The organism is Sphingomonas sp. Leaf208, from assembly GCF_001421415.1.
Taxonomy (GTDB): domain Bacteria; phylum Pseudomonadota; class Alphaproteobacteria; order Sphingomonadales; family Sphingomonadaceae; genus Sphingomonas.
On record NZ_LMKH01000012.1, the window covers coordinates 385,769 to 404,892 of the forward strand.

General features: G+C 66.9%; 14 protein-coding genes. 5 read left to right on the forward strand and 9 right to left on the reverse strand.

Annotated elements, in window-relative coordinates; genetic code table 11:
• Positions 1-14: 14 nt before the first annotated feature.
• Entirely contained in the window at positions 15-3,299 is a 3,285-nt protein-coding gene (locus tag ASE69_RS07880; protein WP_056484939.1) for a PAS domain-containing hybrid sensor histidine kinase/response regulator, read from the forward strand.
• A 150-nt stretch (positions 3,300-3,449) separates the two neighbouring features.
• Here ASE69_RS07880 and ASE69_RS07885 read toward each other — a convergent pair whose 3' ends face one another.
• The gene (locus tag ASE69_RS07885; RefSeq protein WP_056484941.1) at positions 3,450-4,073 is read right to left on the reverse strand and encodes a response regulator transcription factor; all 624 of its coding nucleotides are present in this window, start codon (positions 4,071-4,073) and stop codon (positions 3,450-3,452) included.
• Complete coding sequence (gene acs, locus ASE69_RS07890) at positions 4,070-6,025, reverse strand: acetate--CoA ligase (protein WP_056485297.1); 1,956 nt, start codon at positions 6,023-6,025, stop codon at positions 4,070-4,072. Before acs ends, ASE69_RS07885 begins: the two co-directional genes overlap by 4 nt.
• Before the next feature lie 155 nt (positions 6,026-6,180).
• On the opposite strand from acs, the gene ASE69_RS07895 reads away from it, so the two are divergent.
• Both ASE69_RS07895 and ASE69_RS07900 read left to right on the forward strand, forming a co-directional pair.
• A complete protein-coding gene (locus ASE69_RS07895) occupies positions 6,181-7,632 on the forward strand; it encodes a DcaP family trimeric outer membrane transporter (RefSeq protein WP_235518262.1) in 1,452 nt (483 codons plus the stop codon).
• Between the two features lie 228 nt (positions 7,633-7,860).
• Positions 7,861-9,528, forward strand: coding sequence for an MFS transporter (locus ASE69_RS07900; protein WP_056484943.1), 1,668 nt, complete (start codon positions 7,861-7,863; stop codon positions 9,526-9,528).
• A 127-nt stretch (positions 9,529-9,655) separates the two neighbouring features.
• On the opposite strand, the gene ASE69_RS07905 is transcribed toward ASE69_RS07900, so the two are convergent.
• The 3 genes from ASE69_RS07905 to ASE69_RS07915 all read right to left on the reverse strand — a co-directional run bounded on the left by ASE69_RS07905 (position 9,656) and on the right by ASE69_RS07915 (position 10,988).
• Positions 9,656-10,297, reverse strand: a complete 642-nt coding sequence (locus ASE69_RS07905; protein WP_056484945.1) for a general stress protein — start codon at positions 10,295-10,297, stop codon at positions 9,656-9,658.
• 23 nt (positions 10,298-10,320) lie between these two features.
• On the reverse strand, positions 10,321-10,632 hold the full coding sequence (locus ASE69_RS07910) for a hypothetical protein (RefSeq protein WP_056484947.1): 312 nt from the start codon (positions 10,630-10,632) through the stop codon (positions 10,321-10,323).
• Positions 10,633-10,718: 86 nt separating this feature from the next.
• A complete protein-coding gene (locus tag ASE69_RS07915) occupies positions 10,719-10,988 on the reverse strand; it encodes a GlsB/YeaQ/YmgE family stress response membrane protein (RefSeq protein ID WP_056061356.1) in 270 nt (89 codons plus the stop codon).
• A 185-nt stretch (positions 10,989-11,173) separates the two neighbouring features.
• On the opposite strand from ASE69_RS07915, the gene ASE69_RS07920 reads away from it, so the two are divergent.
• Positions 11,174-12,649 carry a helix-turn-helix transcriptional regulator gene (locus ASE69_RS07920; RefSeq protein ID WP_056484949.1) on the forward strand — a complete coding sequence of 492 codons (1,476 nt, stop codon included), beginning with the start codon at positions 11,174-11,176 and terminating at the stop codon, positions 12,647-12,649.
• Positions 12,650-12,655: 6 nt separating this feature from the next.
• Here the strand turns inward: ASE69_RS07920 and ASE69_RS07925 are convergent, their stop codons facing one another.
• The 4 genes from ASE69_RS07925 to ASE69_RS07940 form a co-directional block, all read right to left on the reverse strand.
• Positions 12,656-13,852, reverse strand: a complete 1,197-nt coding sequence (locus tag ASE69_RS07925) for a multidrug effflux MFS transporter (RefSeq protein ID WP_056061842.1) — start codon at positions 13,850-13,852, stop codon at positions 12,656-12,658.
• 151 nt (positions 13,853-14,003) lie between these two features.
• Positions 14,004-14,747, reverse strand: coding sequence for a class I SAM-dependent methyltransferase (locus tag ASE69_RS07930; RefSeq protein WP_056485301.1), 744 nt, complete (start codon positions 14,745-14,747; stop codon positions 14,004-14,006).
• Between the two features lie 65 nt (positions 14,748-14,812).
• Complete coding sequence (locus ASE69_RS07935) at positions 14,813-15,085, reverse strand: DUF1488 family protein (RefSeq protein WP_056484951.1); 273 nt, start codon at positions 15,083-15,085, stop codon at positions 14,813-14,815.
• Positions 15,086-15,161: 76 nt separating this feature from the next.
• Positions 15,162-18,368 carry an autotransporter domain-containing protein gene (locus ASE69_RS07940; protein ID WP_056484952.1) on the reverse strand — a complete coding sequence of 1,069 codons (3,207 nt, stop codon included), beginning with the start codon at positions 18,366-18,368 and terminating at the stop codon, positions 15,162-15,164.
• A gap of 136 nt (positions 18,369-18,504) precedes the next feature.
• On the opposite strand from ASE69_RS07940, the gene ASE69_RS07945 reads away from it, so the two are divergent.
• Positions 18,505-18,996, forward strand: coding sequence for a hypothetical protein (locus tag ASE69_RS07945; protein WP_056484954.1), 492 nt, complete (start codon positions 18,505-18,507; stop codon positions 18,994-18,996).
• Positions 18,997-19,124: the final 128 nt, after the last annotated feature.

The window sequence follows — 19,124 nt, forward strand, 5'->3', positions numbered from 1 at the left end:
TGACCTATGGCGCGTTGCTGTTCGGGATCGCCTGGATCGTCGACCGGCACGGGCTGTCGGTGCGGCTCCAGCGGATCGCCTATCCACTGTCGCTGGCGGTGTATTGCAGCAGCTGGACGTTCTTTGGGGGCGTCGGCACGGCGGCGACGCGGGGGTGGGACTACCTCGCCATCTATCTCGGCCCGGCACTGGTGTTCCTGCTCGCGCCGAAGTTTCTCGCGCGGCTTGTAAGGTTGGCGCGCGAGGAAGGGTCGAGTTCGATCTCCGACTTTATTTCTGCGCGTTACGGGCGAAGTCGGGGGACCGCGGCGATCGTCGCGGGGACCGCTTTGCTCGCGTCGGTGCCGTATATCGCGCTTCAGTTGCGGTCGGTGACGCTGAGTTTCGGCGCAATCGCGGGCGTAGGGAGTTCGGCGGAAGTCGGCACGTTCGTCGCGCTGTTGCTCGCCGTGTTCGCGATCGTCTTCGGTGCGCGGCGGTACGAGGTCGCCGGGCGCAACCCCGGCGTCGTTGCGGCGATCGCGGCGGAGTCGCTGATCAAACTGCTATGTTTCGTCGTGCTCGGGGTGGTGACGGTAGCACTGCTCGCCGACGTGCCTGCCGAGACGCTGGCACCGCCGGTGGCGCGGCTTCGGTCCGGCTTTACCTGGGGCGCGCTGACGTCCGATTTCTGGGTGCGGACCTTGTTGTCGGCGCTCGCGATCCTGTGCCTGCCGCGGCAATTCTATGTCGGCGTGATCGAGGCGCAGGGTCCGGAGCCCGTCGCCAAAGCGCGCGGGCCGTTCATCGCGTACATGGTCGTGATCTCGCTGCTCGTTCTGCCGCTGGCGCTCGCCGGGATGACGCTGTTGCCGGGCGATGCCGAACCCGACCTGTACGTGCTGGCGGTGCCGTTGCAGCAGGGGCATCACCTCGTCGCACTGCTCGCGTTTCTCGGTGGGTTCTCGGCGGCGACGGCGATGGTGGTGGTCGAGACGATCGCGCTGTCGACGATGGCGGCCAACGACCTGCTCGCGCCGCTGCTGCTCCGGCGGCATGGCGAGGCGGGTGAGGGCGAGCTCGGGCGGCGGATGCTACGCGTGCGGCGGGTCATCATCGCCGCGATCGTCGCGGTCGCGCTGGTGTATGGGCGGAGCCTCGGCGCGGACCTGCCGCTTGCGTCGATCGGGCTGATCGCGTTCGCCGGCGTCGCGCAGTTCGCGCCTGCGCTGATCGCGAGCGTGGGGTGGAACTTCGCCAACCACACCGCCGCGCGCGCGGGACTGGTCGGGGGCGTGATCGTCTGGATCTACTGCCTGTTGCTGCCGTCGATCGGCGAGGGTGTCGGGCCGGCACTGGCGCAATTTACGCGGGGGTGGCTCAATCCGGATGCGCTGCTTGGGTGGCGTATCGGCTCGCCGTTGGTCAATGGCACCGTGTGGAGCCTTGGCGTAAACGTCGCGCTGATGGCCGGGCTGCATTTGCGCGAGCGGCATCGGGGGAACGCTGCGCTCGATCACGTCACGACGTTGGGCGAATTGCGGATGCTGGTCGCGCGGTTCGTCGGCGATGGCGAGGCGGAGGCGATCGGGGTGGCGTCGCCGGACCTGCGTGCGCCGATCGATGGCCCTGCCGCGCGCACTGCCGAGCGGCTGATCGCGGGCGTGATCGGCGCTCCGTCGGCGCGGAAGATCGTCGCTTCCAGCATCGCCGGCTCGGCGATCGACGTCAGCGACGTGGTCCGGCTGCTCGACCAGCGCGGGCGATCGCTGCGGTTCTCGCGCACGCTGCTGTCGGCGACGCTGGAGACGATCGATCCGGGGGTCAGCGTGATCGATGCGGACCTGCGGCTGGTCGCGTGGAATCCGCGTTATGTCGAGATGTTCGACTATCCCGAGGGCTATGTCGTCGTCGGGCGCTCGATCGCCGACCTGATCCGCTACAATGCCGAGCGCGAGGGCATCGCGGGCGATATCGCGGCGCATGTCGGTCGGCGGGTGGCGCACCTTGCGCGGGGCACGCCACATAGTTTCGAGCGCCAACGGCCATCGGGGCGCTGGATCAAGATGGTCGGGCGACCGATGCCGGGCGGCGGGTACGTCCAGAGTTTCACCGACATCACCGCGGAAAAGGAGGCGCAGGCCGATCTCGAGGCGCGGGTGGCGGCGCGGACGCAGGACCTCGCGCGGTCGAACCACATGCTCGGCGAGGCCCGCGCGATCGCGGAGACCGCGACCCGCGACAAGACGCGGTTCCTGGCGGCGGCGAGCCATGATCTGTTGCAGCCGTTGCATGCGGCGCGCCTGTTCTGCGCGGCGTTGGCCGAGGACAGGGCGCCGCATCAGGCGGAACTGGTGCGCGCGATCGATGGCGCGATCGGGTCGGCGGACACGTTGCTACGTGCGCTGCTCGACGTGTCGCGGCTCGATGCAGGGGGCGTCGTGCCGAAGGTCGAGCGGTTTGCGCTGGGGGCGTTGATCGAGGAGCTGGCGGTGCAGTTCCGGCCGTTGGCGGGCGAGCGCGGGCTGGTGCTGGCGGCGCATCCTGGCGCGTTCAACGTGGCGACGGATCGGTCGCTGCTGCGCTCGATCCTGCAGAATTTCCTGTCGAACGCGGTGCGCTATTCGGCGGATGGGCGGATCTGGATCGGGGCGCGGCGGAGGGGCGACGACGTGCTGATCGAGGTGCGCGACAACGGGCCGGGGATCGCGGCTGGGGATCGCGAGCGGATCTTCGATGAGTTCGAGCGGCTGGAGAGCAAGGGGAGCGCGGGTGGCGGCGTCGGGCTTGGGCTGGCGATCGTCCGGCGGATCGCGCGGCTGCTCGGGTCGGCGGTCGAGTTGCGGTCGGACTTGGGGCGGGGGACGACGTTTGCGGTGAGGGTGCCGCTTGCGCCGGCCGGGCTGGATGTGGCGTTGCCAACGCCTCTGGCCGGCCGTGCGCTGGTGCCGGGGTTGCGGGTGCTGTGTCTCGACAATGATGCGACGATCCTCGCGGCGCTCGATGCGGCGTTGCGGGCGCGGCGGTGTGTGCCGTTGCTGGCTGCGACGATCGCCGAGGCGATGGAACTGGCGGCGGACGAGGAGCCGGATGTGGCGCTGGTCGACTTCCATCTGGACGAGGCGGAGGATGGGCTGGATGTGGTTGCGCGGTTGCGGGCGATGGTGCCGGCGCCGGCGATCGCGCTGGTGACGGCGGACCGTGCGGTTGCGGACGATCCGCGGTGTGTTGGGCTGGTGGTGTTGACGAAGCCGGTCGTGCCGGCGGATTTGTGGCGGTTTATCGAGGATGCGTCTGCGGCCGCGGCGCAGGGAAGTTGAGGCTCCTAGAATCCTTCCCCGCCAGGGGGAGGTGGCGCCGAAGGCGACGGAGGGGGAGGAACCCGCAACGCACGTTTCCCTTTCCTCCCCCTCCGTCAGGCATGCGCCTGCCACCTCCCCCTGGCGGGGGAGGATCGCAAGAGGGGGCGGCTAATCGGCGAAGTGGATGTCCATTGCCCGAGCCGCGAGGACGGCTTGCGTGCGGTTCTGGACGCCTAGTTTCCGCAGGATTGCGGTCATGTGACCCTTCACGGTGCCTTCCGAAATGCCAAGGTCGAAGGCGACTTGCTTGTTCAGGCGGCCGGCGAGGACGCCAAGCAATACCTTCAGTTCGGTCGGGGTGAGGCTCGCAACACGCGTCGCCATGTCATCTACGGAGGCGCCTTCGATCGGCGCGGCGCGTTCGCCGGCTAGGGCTCGGGCTACGGCCTTTTCCAACGTGGCGAGGTCGGCGGTTTTCGAGACGAAGCCGATTGCACCATACGCCCTCGCACGCGGTGCCGCTTCGGCTTCGTCGGCGGAAGAGATCACCATGATCGGCGTGTCGGGGCGTTCGGCGTGGAGCAGCGCGACGCCCGCGAAACCTTCCGAACCCGGCATGCGCAGGTCGAGCAGGATCAGGTCGAGCCGCTCCGTCGCACGCACCGCATCGACCGCCTCGCAGAGCTGCCCCGCCTCGATCACCACCGCATCGGGCGCGGCGCGGCCGACCGCCAGTTTGAGCGCCTGGCGGAACAGCGGGTGGTCGTCGGCGATGAGGATCGTGCGCGTCATGCCGGTACGGGAGCGGCCTCCTCGCGGCCCGCGATCAGCGCATCGACCACCGCGGGATCGGCGAGCGTCGAGGTGTCGCCGAGCTGGTCGAGCTGGTTCTCCGCAATCTTGCGCAGGATGCGGCGCATGATCTTCCCCGAGCGCGTCTTCGGCAGCGCGGGCGCGAACTGGAGGATGTCGGGCGTCGCGATCGGCCCGATCTCGCGGCGGACCCATTGGACGAGTTCCTTGCGCAGCTCCTCGCTCGGCTCGGCGTTCGCGTTCAAGGTAACGTAGGCGTAGATGCCCTGGCCCTTCACGTCGTGCGGCATGCCGACGACCGCGGCTTCGGCGACCTTCGAATGCGCGACGAGCGCGCTCTCGACTTCGGCGGTGCCCATGCGGTGGCCGCTGACGTTGATGACGTCGTCGACGCGGCCGGTGATCCAGTAATAGCCGTCCTCGTCGCGGCGGCAGCCGTCGCCGGTGAAATACTTGCCAGGGTAGGTCGAGAAATACGTCTGGAAGAAGCGTTCGTGATCGTTCCACACGGTGCGCATCTGGCCCGGCCAGCTATCGGCGATGACGAGGTTGCCCTCGACCGCGCCCTCAAGGACTTTCCCATCCGCATCGACGAGCTCGGGGACCACGCCAAAGAGCGGTTTCGTCGCGCTGCCGGGCTTGAGTGCGGTGGCGCCCGGCAGTGGCGAGATCATGTGGCCGCCCGTCTCGGTCTGCCACCAGGTGTCGACGATCGGGCAGCGACCGTCGCCGACGACATTGTGGTACCAGTTCCACGCCTCGGGATTGATCGGTTCGCCGACCGAGCCGAGCAGGCGCAGCGACTTGCGGCTGGTGCGCGTCACCCAGTCGTCGCCCTCGCGCATCAGCGACCGGAGCGCGGTCGGCGCGGTGTAGAGGATGTTGACCTGGTACTTATCGATGATCTGCCAGAAGCGGCTGTGATCGGGATAGTTCGGCACGCCCTCGAACATCACGGTGGTCGCGCCGTTCGCGAGCGCGCCGTACAGCGAATAGGTGTGGCCGGTGACCCAGCCGACATCCGCGGCGCACCAGAAGATCTCGCCGGGACGGTAGTTGAAGACGTATTCGTGCGTCATCGACGCCCACACCAGATAGCCGCCGGTCGAGTGGAGTACGCCCTTGGGCTGGCCGGTCGAGCCGCTGGTGTAGAGGATGAACAGCGGGTCCTCGGCGTTCATCGGCTCGGGTGCGCAGTCGGTCGACTGGCCCTCGACGCACTCCGCATACCAGCAGTCGCGGCCTTCGGTCATCGTGACCTTGCCGCCGGTGCGACGGACGACGATGACGGTCTCGACCGCGAGATCGCCGTGGTCGAGCGCGGCGTCGACATTGGCCTTCAACGGCACGGTCTTGCCACCGCGGAGCCCTTCGTCGGCGGTGATGACGATGCGGCTGTCGCAGTCGTGGATGCGGTTGCACAGGCTCTCGGGCGAGAAGCCGCCGAACACCACCGAATGGATCGCGCCGATCCGCGCGCAGGCGAGCATCGCGAACGCCGCCTCGGGTATCATCGGCAGGTAGATGGTGACACGGTCGCCCTTCCTGACGCCCTTGGCCTTCAGCGCGTTGCCGAGCTTCGACACCTCGTCGCGCAGTTCGGCGTAGCTGATCTTGCGGTCGTCGGCGGGGTCGTCGCCTTCCCACAGGATCGCGGTAGCGTCGGGGCGCGTCTCGGCGTGGCGATCGACGCAGTTGGCGGCGACGTTGAGCCGTCCGTCCTCGAACCAGCGGATGTGGAAATCGCTCTCGTCGAACGAGGTGTCCTTGATCTTCGTCGGGGTGACGATCCAGTCGAGGCGCTTGGCCTCCTTCGCCCAGAACGCGTCGGGATCGGTCGCGGCCTCGGCATACATCCGGTCATAGGCGGCGGCGTCGATCAGAGCGTCCTTCGCCCATGCCGCGGGGACGGGATAGCTTGCCTCGGTCATCTGGCTCTCCTTTTGCCGCGCTGTACGCGGTCGCGTTCGGGCGATCATCCCTAACCAAAGTAAGGGATGGACGCAGGTTCGCAATGCGCCATGATGACGGCGCTGCTATCCACGCGTCAGATCAGTGGAAGAGAGCAGAGACGGGGATGACACGTATGGCGTTTACGAAACGGCTGGCCTTGACGGCCTTGTTGGCTGGTACCGCGCTGGTGCCGGGCATGGCGCAGGCGCAGACCGCGCGTGAGGTCGAACTCGAGACGCGGTTGAAGGCGCTGGAGGCGGCTGTGCAGGATTTGCGCGGCGAGCTGAACGCGGCGCGGGCAACGGCGGCGACCGCGCCCCAGCCTGCTGCTCCCGCGACATCGCCCTCCGCACCGACCGCGGTCGCGTCCGCGCCGAACGATCTCCATCCGACCGCGCCGATGGGCCCGACCGCGCCGACCGCGCTCGCCGAAGCGAAGGCACCGGGCGCGGCGCCATCGACCGACGGGTTCAAGGTCGCCGGGACGACGGTCAAGCTCAACGGCTTCATCAAGACCTGGGCGTCGGTCAGCCGGTACAGCGGCGGCAACATCGCGCCGGAATCGGTCGGTCGCGACTTCTATTTCCCGAGCATGACTCCAGTCGGCGGCCGCAACGAAGGCAACAGCGTCGAGGCGCATGCCAAGCAGACGCGGATCGTGCTGGGCACCGAGACGCCGATCGCCGGGCATACGCTGAAGGGCCTGCTCGAAGTCGATTTCCAGGTCGTGCCGGGGACTCAAGGCAACCAGCGCGTCGTCAACGGTTACAACCCGGGCTTGCGCCGCGCGTTCTTCACGTTCGACAATTGGCTGTTCGGGCAGGAGTGGACCAACTTCCAGTATATCGGTGCGCTGCCCGAGACGACCGACTTCATCGGTCCGTCGGAAGGCACCGTGTTCGTCCGCCAGGCGCAGATCCGCTACACGCGCAAGCTCAACGACACGCTGTCGCTGTCGGTCGCGGCGGAGAACCCGGAGACGGCATCGACCAGTCTAGCTTCGGCGACGATCGTCGAGAATGCCGACGATCGCCTGCCCGACGTCACCGCGCGCCTCAACTACAAGACCGCGTTCGGCGAGTTCTCGCTGGCCGGCCTCGCGCGCCAGCTGACGATCGATACGGGTGCGCTCAAGGACAGCGCGACCGGCTGGGGCGTGTCGTTCGCGGGCAAGGTGCCGCTCGATGCCAAGGGCCGCTCGGACATCCGCTTCATGGTCACGCACGGCGACGGGATCGGGCGCTATGTCGGTCTCGATCTCGCCCCCGACGCGGTGTTCGCGCCGGTGGTCGGCGCGCGGCTGTATACGCCGAGCCTGACCGCAGGGTTCGCGGCGTTGAAGCTCGGCTGGACCGACAAGCTGCGCTCGACTTTCATCGGCAGCGTCCAGTCGATCGATTACCCGACCGGCGGCGAGCCCGTCGGTGCGAGCGACTCGGCGTGGAGCGCGTCCGCCAACCTGTTCTACTCGCCGATCAAGAACATCGATCTCGGCGTCGAATTCCGTCACGCCGAGCGCGAACTGGTCGACGGGCAGGTCGGCAAGATGGACCGCGGCGAGCTTGCGGCGCGGTACTCGTTCTAGCGCATGATTTCACGATCCTCCCCCGCCAGGGGAGGTGTCGCCGAAGGTGACGGAGGGGGAGGATGCGGAACAATGGTCATCGCGTTCCTCCCCCTCCGTCAGGCAAGTGCCTGCCACCTCCCCCTGGCGGGGGAGGATCAGCAAGCCGCTCGGCCGGCATTTCTAGTTTTTCATAAGTCGGCGGAGATCGGCTGTTCCACCCAATTTTCCTTCTGAGAGGATACTGCCATGGCGACTACAACAGGGGATGCTTCGCCCCTCGGGCACGTGAAGCAGAGCCAGCCGCTCATCATCATCGCGTCGTCGCTCGGCGCGGTGTTCGAATGGTATGATTTCTACCTCTACGGCCTGCTCGCGACGATCATCACCGCGCAGTTCTTCTCGGGCGTCAACGAGACCACCGGGTTCATCTTCGCGCTCGCGGCGTTCGCGGCCGGGTTCGCGGTGCGGCCGTTCGGCGCGCTGGTGTTCGGGCGGATCGGCGATGTCGTCGGCCGCAAGAACACGTTCCTCGTGACGATGGCGATCATGGGCCTGTCGACCTTCCTGGTCGGCCTGCTGCCAAGCTACGCGTCGGTCGGCGTCGCCGCGCCGATCGCGCTGGTCGTGTTGCGCCTGTTGCAGGGCCTCGCGCTCGGCGGCGAATATGGTGGTGCTGCGACCTATGTCGCCGAGCACGCGCCCGACAAGAAGCGTGGGCTGTTCACCAGCTTCATCCAGACCACCGCCTCGCTCGGCCTGTTCGCGGCGCTGTTGATCGTCATCGGCGTGCGGACTCTGGTCGGCGAAGAGGCGTTCGCGGCATGGGGCTGGCGGATCCCGTTCATCGTCTCGATCGCGTTGCTCGCAGTGTCGCTGTGGATTCGCATGCAGCTCGAAGAGAGCCCGGTGTTCCAGAAGATGAAGGACGAGGGCAAGACCTCGAAGGCGCCGCTGACCGAGGCGTTCGGGCAATGGAGCAATTTGAAGGTCGTGCTGATCGCATTGTTCGGTGCGGTCGTCGGCCAGGGCGTCATCTTCTATACCAGCCAGTTCTACGCTTTGTTTTTCCTTGAGAAGAACCTGCGCGTTGACGGACCCACCACCAACATCCTGATCGCGATCGCGCTGTTGATCGCCACGCCGGCGTTCATCTTCTTCGGCTGGCTGTCGGACAGGATCGGGCGGAAATACATCATCCTAACGGGCTGCGCGCTCGCTGCGCTGACGTACATGCCGCTGTTCCACGCCCTGTCCAAGGCTGCCAACCCGGCGCTCTATGCGGCACAGGCCAATTCGCCGGTGAGCGTCGTCGCCAATCCCGACGAATGCTCGGTGCAGTTCGATCCGGTCGGCAAGAACAAGTTCGACAGCAGCTCGTGCGACATCGCCAAGGCGTATCTTGCGAAGGCCGGCATCTCCTATGCCAACGTGATCGCACCCGCGGGCACCGTCGCGCAGATCCACATCGGTGGCACGACCATCCCGGTCGTCAACCCCGCGGTCGTGTCGGGTCCTGACAAGGCGGCGGCGATCAAGGCGTTCGGTGCCGAGGTGAAGACCGCACTGACCGCAGTAGGATACCCCGAAAAGGCGGACCCGGCACAGATCAACAAGCCGATGGTCATCGCGATCCTCGTCCTGCTCGTGCTGTACGTGACGATGGTCTACGGGCCGATCGCCGCGCTGCTGGTCGAGCTGTTCCCGACGCGGATCCGCTACACGTCGATGTCGCTGCCCTATCATATCGGCAATGGCTGGTTCGGCGGGTTCCTGCCGACCGCGGCGTTCGCGATGGTCGCGGCGACGGGGGATATTTACTACGGCCTTTGGTATCCGATCGTCGCCTGCGCGGTGACGGTGCTGGTCGGGCTGGTGTTCCTGCCCGAGACGTTCCGTCGGTCGCTGCACGGCTAAAGTCTTCGGCCTGTAGTTGAACGACGAAGGGGTCGGTTTGGTTGAACCCAAACCGACCCCTTCGCTATTCCGACGCTGTCACACCCGCCGCCCGATACGCTGGCGGCAAGGATCGTGACGGCGTCGTTCAGTAGGTCGACGCGTTTGTCGACGATACCGAACCATAGCGGCCACGCTCGGCAACGACTTCGTCGCGCGTGTATGCGGGCGCTGCCTCGTCGAAGCGCGTCCAGCCGTCCTGGCGATACGCTGCACCGCGGGTCGTCGCGTCGACCGAGCGATGACGATCGAGAACCGCTTCGGCCTCGGTGGCGAGGCTGTCGTCGACGCGTGCGCTGAGCAACGTGCCGCCGCGACGGACGCCTTCCGAATAGACATGCGCTTCGTCATCGGTGTGACCCGCGTCCTTCAGTGCACCTACGATCGTGCCGGTTGCTGCACCGCCCGCTGCGCCGATACCGGCACCGACGACGGTCGACGCGAGCCAGCCGGCCGCGACGATCGGCCCCAGGCCCGGGATGGCGAGCAAGCCAAGACCGGCGAGCAGGCCGCCGACGCCGCCGACGGCCGCACCGGTCGAGACACCGCGGCTGACATCGCCACGATCGTTGACGTCGTCCAGCGACGTGTCGTGATCGCCATGCGCGCCATCGGCGTTGTTCGCGACGATGCTGATCGAGTCATGCGGCACGCCGAGACGCTCGAGATCGTTCAACGCCGACTTCGCATCCGAATAGTCGTCGAACAGGCGGGTAAGGGTCTTGGTCATTGTTTCTCTCCTGAAAAAATGGATCAGCGTGCGGTCACGTTGCCCTTGTAGTCGAGCCCGACATTGACCTTCTTGCCGGCCTTGGTCGCACTGCCACGCCAGACGCCGTCCTTGTCCTTCGCCAGACGCGAGACCGACTGGTAGCCGGCCTTGGTCAGTCGACCGCGAGCCTGATCCTCGGAGAAGGAATTGGCGCCCTTGGCCGGGGCCGCGACATGGGCTGCATCGTTGTTCTTGACGGCGGGGTTGTGCGCGCCGGCATGGGTCGCGGTCTGCGCGACGGCGCTGGAGGCCAGCAGCATTGCGCCGCATGCCATGAATGCTCGAACGGTCATGATACTCTCCTGGGTTTCTGGTTTTGAAAACGGGGACGTTCGCCCAGTGGGAGGCGGCGTGTCGACCACGCCGCCTCCCGGTCGGATCAGCGAACCGTGCCGCGACGAAACATGTTGACGATCGCGAGCAGGATCACCGCGCCGACCAGCGAGATCAGGATCGACTGGATGTTGAGCGCGCCGTCCATGATCGATGCGCCACCGATCAGCGGCGTGATCAGGAAGCCGGCCAGCAACGCGCCGACTATGCCGACGACGATGTTGAGGAAGATGCCCTGCTGCGCATCGGTGCGCATAATCATGCTGGCGACCCAACCGATGAGCCCGCCGACGACGAGAAGAATGATGAGGTTCATGATGAGGCTCCTGGACGATAATGATACTGGGTGATGGTACAGAAGGCTCAACAGTCGGGATCGCCGATCCGTTCAGTTTCGGTGTCGCGCCAGGATTTTGCGATTGGTGCTCACATACCGGCCGCATTGGTAGAAATGTAGCGCCGGGCACGGAACCCGAGCCCCCTTTTGGTCGCTGGACAGGCATGACCAAGACCAACGGCAAGCCGCTTCATGCCCCGACGCTGCATCACCTCGAACAGCTCATGACCGGGTTGCTCGAAGGGGTGATACTGATGGATCCGACCGGCATGATCCTCAGCGCGAACCCGGCGGCGTTGAAGATGCACGGCGTCAAGGCGTTGGCCGACCTGGGCGAGACCGCGGACGATTACGCGGCGCGCTTTCGGCTGCGGTACCGTGACGGTGGCAAGCTGCCGCGCCGCGAATATCCGTTGATGCGGCTGCTCGCCGGCGAAAGCTTCCCCGACCTGATTGTCGAGGTCTCGTCACCCGACGCGGACGAGCCGCGCTGGGTGCATCAGGTCCGCGACATCGTCATGGACGAGGATGGCGGCGATCCCGACTGCCTGGGGATGGTCATCAACGACGTCTCCGAACGGTTCGACGCGGAGGACCGGTTCCAGGCGATGTTCCATGCGAACCCCGCCCCTGCCCTCATCATGCGGGTCGCCGACCAGCGCTATGTCCTGGTCAACCAGGGATTCCTCGATCTGTCCGGCTACGACCGAGACCAGATCGTCGGCAAGACGCTGTTCGATCTCGACTTCCTCGCCGAGGTCGAGCGCAAGCCGTTCGTCAAGGAACGCGTGGCGGCCGGCAAGACCGTGCCGCAACTGGAGGCGGAACTGCCGCTCGCGGGGGGCGACAAGACGCTGGTCATCCTCGCCGGCCAGCCGATCGAGCTCGCCAACGAAGACTGCCTGCTGTTCACATTCGCCGACCTCGAACCCCGGCGCCGCGCGCAACTGGCGTTGCAGGCCAGCGAACGTCACTTCGCCTCGGTGTTCGAGATGGCCCCCGTCGCGATGGTTATCACCAAGGGCGACGATAACCGCATCGTGCAGGTCAACGCCGCGTTCAAGAGCCTCACCGGCTACACCGATCACGCGGTCGTCGACCGGATCGCCGATGATCTCCAGCTCTGGAACGACGCCGCGCAGCGGGTGGAACTGGAAACCGAGATCCGCGAGCGGAACGGGATCCGTGGCCACGACGTCCGCCTTCTGCACAAGAACGGCGAAACGCTGGACTGCCTCGTCTCCGCCGAACGGATCAGCGTCGACGGCACGCCCTGCGTCCTGTGGCTGTACCAGGACATCACGGCGCGCCGCCGGGGGGAACTCGAACTCGTCGAGGCGATCGACGCGGTGATGAAGGACGCCAACTGGCTCAGCCGGTCGATCATGGACAAGCTGGCGACCCTGCGAAATCCACGCGCCGGATCAGGCACCACGCCCCCGACCACCGAACTCAGCAAGCGCGAGCGCGAGGTGCTCGAACTGATCTGCCAGGACCTCGACGACGCGGAGATCGCCACCCGGCTCGACCTGTCGCGCAACACGGTGCGCAACCATGTCGCGCGGCTTTACGCGAAGATCGGCGTCAACCGGCGCAGCGCCGCGATCGTGTGGGCGCACGAACGCGGCGTCGGGGCGTAACGCGGATCAGGCCTTGTGATGCGCGTGGAACAGCTTGCCGCCTTCGACCACATACACCACCGCCAGTACGCCCAGCCCGATCGCGAGATAGCCGATCGCCAGCGGATAGGTCGTGCCGTTGTACGACTGGCCGATCAGCGACCCGACGATCACCGCGCCGACGCTGGTGATGAACCCCTGGATCGACGATGCGGTGCCGGCGATGTGCCCGACCGGCTCCATCGCCATTGCCCCGAAATTCGAGCCGCACAGGCCGATGCACGTCATGCTCAGCGCCTGGAACAGCATGTAGGTCCACAGCGATTCCGACCCTGCCGCGATCACGCCGATGTGGACCACCGACAGCGCGATCAACCCCAGTACCGCGGCCTGCGATATGAGGCGCGTGCCGAGACGCTCGACCAGCCGGCTGTTGGCGAACGACGCGCACCCCATCGAAAACGCGCAGACCGCGAACAGGATCGTGAACCGCTCGCCGGCATGGAACTCGTCGACGAAGATCTGCTGCGCGGACGAGACGAAAGCGATGATCCCGCCGAACGTCATCGACGCGGCGACCGCATAGCCCGCCGAATACCGGTTGGTCAGCGTCAGCGTGTACGCCTGGCGGAGCGACGCGAACGACAGTGGCGACCGGCGCTCGACCGGCAGCGATTCCCGCAGCCGCATTACCGACCAGGCGAGGACGAACGCCGCAAAGCCTGCCAGCGCGTAGAAGATGAACCGCCACGGACCGAACTGGAGCAACACCTGCCCCAGGCTGGGCGCCATGATCGGCACCAGGAAGAAGATCATCTGCGCGACTGACAACGTCCGCGCCATCTGGCGACCCGAATACCGATCCCGCACGATCGCGACCGCGAGCACGCGCGTAGATGCGGACATCAGCCCCTGTAGAACGCGTGCACCGAGCAACGCCGCGAACGTCTGCGATCCGGCCGCGAAGATGCTGGCCGCGACGAATCCCGTCAGCGTGACGAGCAGGATGATCCGGCGGCCGTAGCGATCCGCGAGCGGCCCGTAGACGAGCTGCCCGGCGCCGAAGCCGAGCATGTACGCGGTGATGATCCACTGGCGATGATTCGCGGTGGCGATGCCGAGCTGGTGGCCGATATCGGCGAGCGCGGGCAGCATCAGGTCGACGCCGAGCGCGTTGACCGCCATCAACGCGGCGATGAAGGCGACGAACTCGCCTGGACGCATCGATGGGGCAGCAATTTTGTCGTTCATCGAAGTCGCTTAGGACTGTCCCGGCTCGAACACCATGCCCGAACACGGGACTCGGACGCGATGACGCAAAGGCGATGGCGACTGATCGAACGACGAGGATGCCGTCGACCAGTCGCCGATGCGCTTAGGGCTTCTTGAACTTGTAGACGAACTGGTCGGTCGTGCCGCGGATCGCGGGGTCGAACACCGGCTTGGTGTGGTCGTCGGCCGGGTTGCGCAGTGCGATGGACTCGCCAACGAACTTGAACCCTGCCGCCTGGACCTGCGCCTTTACCGCCGCCGGGTCGATCCGGTGCCGCGTCTCGGTCCCGCCCAGGCCGCTGCCGGGGGCATCCGCATGATCGATCACGACGTAGATGCCGCCGCGCTTGAGCATGTTGAACACCGCCTTGTCGAACGCCTTCAACGCGCCCTCGCCGCCGCCGTTGTTGGCGATGTCGTGGTAGTTCTGCACGGTCCAGAACAGGTCGACCGGCTTGGGCGAGGTCGGCAGGTTGGTGGTCTGGACGACGGCGGTGACGTTGGCGAGGTTGCGCGCCTGAAGTGCGGGCAGCGTCTTCTCGGCGTATTTCGCGCCGGCTGCCGGCCACACTGCGTAGACATGCCCCTTGGGTCCGACGACGCCGGTGAAGATCCGGGTCCAATAGCCGGCACCTGGCAGGTAATCGACGACGACGTTACCCGGCCTCACGCCGGAAAAGGCGAGTACGTCGGCGGGCTTGCGGCGGGCATCGTCACCTTGCTGGTCGGCGCGCGCCGGATCGGCGAGCGCGCTGGTGACCGCGGGGCTGACCTTCTGCGCATACGCTGTCGTTGTGCTCGCCGCGATGGTCATCGCCACTGCAACGCTCGTCCAGATCGTTTTCATCATCCGTCTCCCACCGTCCGGACGACAATGCCGGCTCGGTGAGGAGGATCGGCCGGAAGCCGGCGCTAGTCCAGATCGTTTTCGCTGATGACGACGATCTCCTGGTCGGGATCGCGCGCCAGTGCGACGACGCCGAGTTCGGCGATCTCTTCGGCATGCTGCTTGAAGATCGTCACGGCGTCGCCTTCGGGCGATACCGTGCTGAGCGCTTCGAGCACGTCGTACTGGACCGCGAACTGATAGCGCTCCTCGCTCACTTCGGCCTCGAACTCGACCTGCCGCAGGTCGCTATTGTCCTCGAGGGTCTTGGTGTCGATGTTCAAACGGTCTTCGGCCATATCTTTGCTCCTGCTATGCGCCGACAACAGTCCAGGGGCGGAATAGAGCCATTCCGCCCCCGAAAAGTGCGGCTGCCTACAGCCCGATCTGGAGGTTGGCGCGCAGCGACAGCGCGACGCGGCCCTGTTGCTGCTCGGCGTTGAACTCGCCGCCCATCCGGAAGATGCCATTGCCGCCGACGCCGCGCAGCTTGCCGACCCAGCCGCTGGTGCGCTTGTCGGGGGTCAGCGTGAACGACTGGCCGCCTTCGAACGATGCGGTGGTCGCGCCCAGGCCGCCGCCGACGATCTGGCGACGGCCGCCTTCGGCTTCGACGCGGAACCAGCCATTCTCGAACTTGGGTCCGCCGAAGTTCAGCCCGAGTGCGCCGCTGCCGGTGACCGCCAGCTCGTCACTGGTCCGCGACCGCACGACGAGGTCGATAGCCTTGCCGCCGCCGGTCTCGCTGTAGCCGTCCTCCTTGAGCTTGTAGTAATCGATCGCAAGGACCGGGCGGAAGGTGAGCATGCCGGTGCCCGCCTCCCACGACAGGCCGCCGGATGCCGCGTACAGCGTGCCGTCCCAGTTGCCTTTGGCGGTCCGGGCAACGGCCTCGGCGCCGATCGCGCCGGCGAACTGACGGACACCGTCGAACTTCACCTTCGCCCCCGACGCGCGGGCATTAGCCTGCAGGCCGCCCCAATGCCCGCGCCAGTATCCGGCCAGTTCATACTGGTCCGAATTCACCTCGTTGTCCGTGCCGTCGTCGGCATCCTGGCCGTGCAGATAGGCGAGCGAGGTCCCGAAATTGCCCACGCCCGTCTTGTATTCCGCACCCGCCGAGACGCCCCAGCCGCTGATGTCGTAGCCCGCCGTATCGGCGATGCTTTTCGACGTGCCCCAGGCGACCTGCGTCACCCAATAGCCCCATTTGCCCTCGTCCTTGAACGGGCCGTGCGGGTCGGCGAGCAGGCGGGCGGTGGCGCGCGAGCCCATCGTCACGGTCTCGAACGTGCCGCCGGCATGGTCGGGCAGCATCTGGCGGACCGAGCCGCGGAACGCGTCGGCTTCGGTGATGTTGAGGAACGCGCCGCCGACCTTCGCGTCGTTGCCGAGCGCCTTGTAGATCGCGTCATACGCCGACGCCTGCGAGCGGTTGAGCCCGAGTTCGGTCGACGATTTGCGCGCGACGTCCACCGCGAGGTCGTTGCCCGTCCCGGTCGCGATGCTGCCCTTGTAGAGGAACGGGAGCAACGTCGTGGTCGCGGTAAGGTTTGCAGCGCCCGTCAGCGTGCCGGCGCGCAGGACTGTGTAGCGGCCTTCCGCATCGACGACGCTGGTAAGCTTCAGGGCTAGCTTCGAGTCCTTGTCGAACGATGCCGTGCCTGCGACCTGGATCATCGTGCTGGTGCCGCCCGCCTTGTCGAGCGTCACGGCGAGGATACCGCCGCCGCCGACCGATAGCGACGCGATCGACGCAGCCTTGGTGATGTCGAGCGTGCCGCCGTTGACCGCGACCGCGAGGCCGCCCGAATTGGCGAGCGTGCCTGAGAAGCGCGACGTGCCGCCAAGCGTCAGCGTGTCGGTACCGCCACCGAAGTCCGCCGCGCCGCTGAACACCGACGTCCCGGCGAGCGTGAGCGCATCGTTGCCAGCGCCGAACACTGCGCCGCCGGAGAAATTGGCATCGCCGGACAGCGCGAGGCGGTTGTTGCCGCTGCCGAAGCGCGCGGTGCCGGCGACCGTGCCGTCCGCGACGTCGAACAGATCGTTGCCGCTGCCGAAGCGGATGTCGCCGACGATCGCTGGCGCCGCGATGCCGGTCGCGACTGCGGTCTGGCGAACGATCGTGCCGGTCGTGTTCGCCGAAAGGTCGATCGCGACGTTGCGCTCGGACGTTGCCAGTGCTCCCGACGCGCCGATCCCGCCGCTGTTCTCGACCAGCGTGACGGTGCCCGACCGATCGAGGATAGCGATCGCGGTGCCGTCGGCGGCCTGCGCGGTCGCCTTGATCGTGCCGCTGTTGCGGATCGTGGCGACGGATGCGCCGGTGTCGACCAGGACCGCCGTCGAACGCGATGCGGCTGTGCCGCCGCCTGACGCGGCGATCGTGCCGGCATTGCGGATCTCCGGCGTGGACGCACCCGTGCCAAGCTTCAACGCGGTGGCGCTCGCGCCGTTCGCGGCTGCGGCCACGGTGCCGTTGATGCCGATCCCGCCTGCGATCGTCACCGCGCCGCCAAGGCCACCGATCGCCAGGCCGTTGCCCTCGACGCCGCCATAGACACCGCTGCCCGCGATGCCGCCGTCAACGATCAGGCCGAACCCGGTTCCGGTCCCCGCGACAGCACCGATCGCGACGGCGCGCGTGGCCGATCCGATCTGGACAGCCGGTGCCGCGCCGAAGGAGGTGATCGCTGCCGAGCCTTCGGTGGCGTCGGGGAGACCGTCCTTGTCCTCGTCGGTATCGGTCGTGCTCGCGTCCTTCGGCGGGATCGCGAAGATGATCCCGCCCGAGACGTTGCCCGCGACGACCAGCGCGGAGCCACCCTGCAACAGGTCGTCGGCGTCGAGCTTCGACACGTCGGCAGGCGCCGTTGCATAGCGATAGCCGGTCGAGCCGAGCGCGCCCTGCACCACCAGCGCGCCCGCGATATCGCCATCGACGCGCGCGGCGACCGCGTCCTGCCCGATCGCCGCGATCGTGCCCGCGAGCCGGACGTTGCCGGTGACGTCGGCGATCCGCACGCCGGTCGATCCGTTGCCGGTGACCGAGGTCTGGCCGTCATGCGTGAAGGCGCCGGTCAGCGGTCCGCCTAGCCAGATGCCGGCGGAGTTGTTGCCCTTCACGGTAATCGCGCCGCTGTTGACGATCGCGCCCGTGTACGCGCCCGCGGTGCGGATGCCGGTGCGTCCGGTGCCGGCCGCGAACGGGCCATCGAGGTCGCCGTCCTTGTCGGTGTCGGTCGCGACATAGCTTTCGTCGATGATGATCTTGCCGGTCGCGGCGTTGGTGATCCCGCCGCCGGTGCCGGCGTTGGCGAGGATGCCGGTCGATCCGTCGGCGTTGGTCACCTGGATCGTGCCTTCGTTCGTGACCGCGTTGACGCTGTCGACGGTTACCGCCGTGCCGGTGGTCGGCGTCACCGAACCGGCGGCGGCGATGCGGATATTGTCGGGCGCGCCGGCCTTGATCGTCGAGGTCCGCACCGTGTCGGTCCGCTTGGTATCGATCACGGTCTGCGCCTGGGCGCCCGTGGTTACCGCGAACAGGCAGGTGGTGGTCAGCAAGAGACGACGCATACGGAACCCTTTTCGATGTGTTTTCGAGAAGAGGACGGAGACGTGGCTCGCGAACCTTGAAGCGCGCTCCATTATCGTGCGGCACAATGGCCGAGGCGGCGCGTTGTGCGGCGGACATCTTCAGGGAAATGCCAGCATGATCACCACCATCGCCGAACTCGACCGCATCCGCGACGACAGCAAGCGCCTCGTCACGACGCGCTCGGTGATGTCGGCGGGCGCGGCGGTCGTGCCGATCCCCGGCGCGGATATCGTCGCGGATATCGGCCTGCTCACCAAGCTGCTGCCCGAGATCAGCAAGCGCTTCGGGCTCGATCACGAACAGGTGCAGAAGCTCGAGCCGCAGCTTGCGCAGCAGGCGCTGGTGATGGCGTCGAGTCTCGGCAACACGATGATCGGCCGGATGGTGACCAAGCGCATCGTCGTCGCCCTGCTCCGCCGCGTCGGCGCGCGTATCGCGGTAGGGTCGATGGCGAAGTTCGTGCCGTTTGCGGGCTCGGCGGTGGCGGCGACGATCAGCTTCGGGGCGATGAAGCTCGTCGGTAATTCGCACGTGGAGGATTGCTACAAGACGGCGCTGGCGCTGCTGCCGGCCGATCAGCGCGCGCTGGTCAACGCGAAGGGGTGAGTTGTAGCTAACTCGCTCCCCTCCCTGGAAGGGAGGGGCTGGGGGTGGGTCGGCCCGCCTGAGCCACCATTGTTCGAACACGCGGAAGCCGACCCACCCCGACCCCTCCCTTCCAGGGAGGGGGGAAA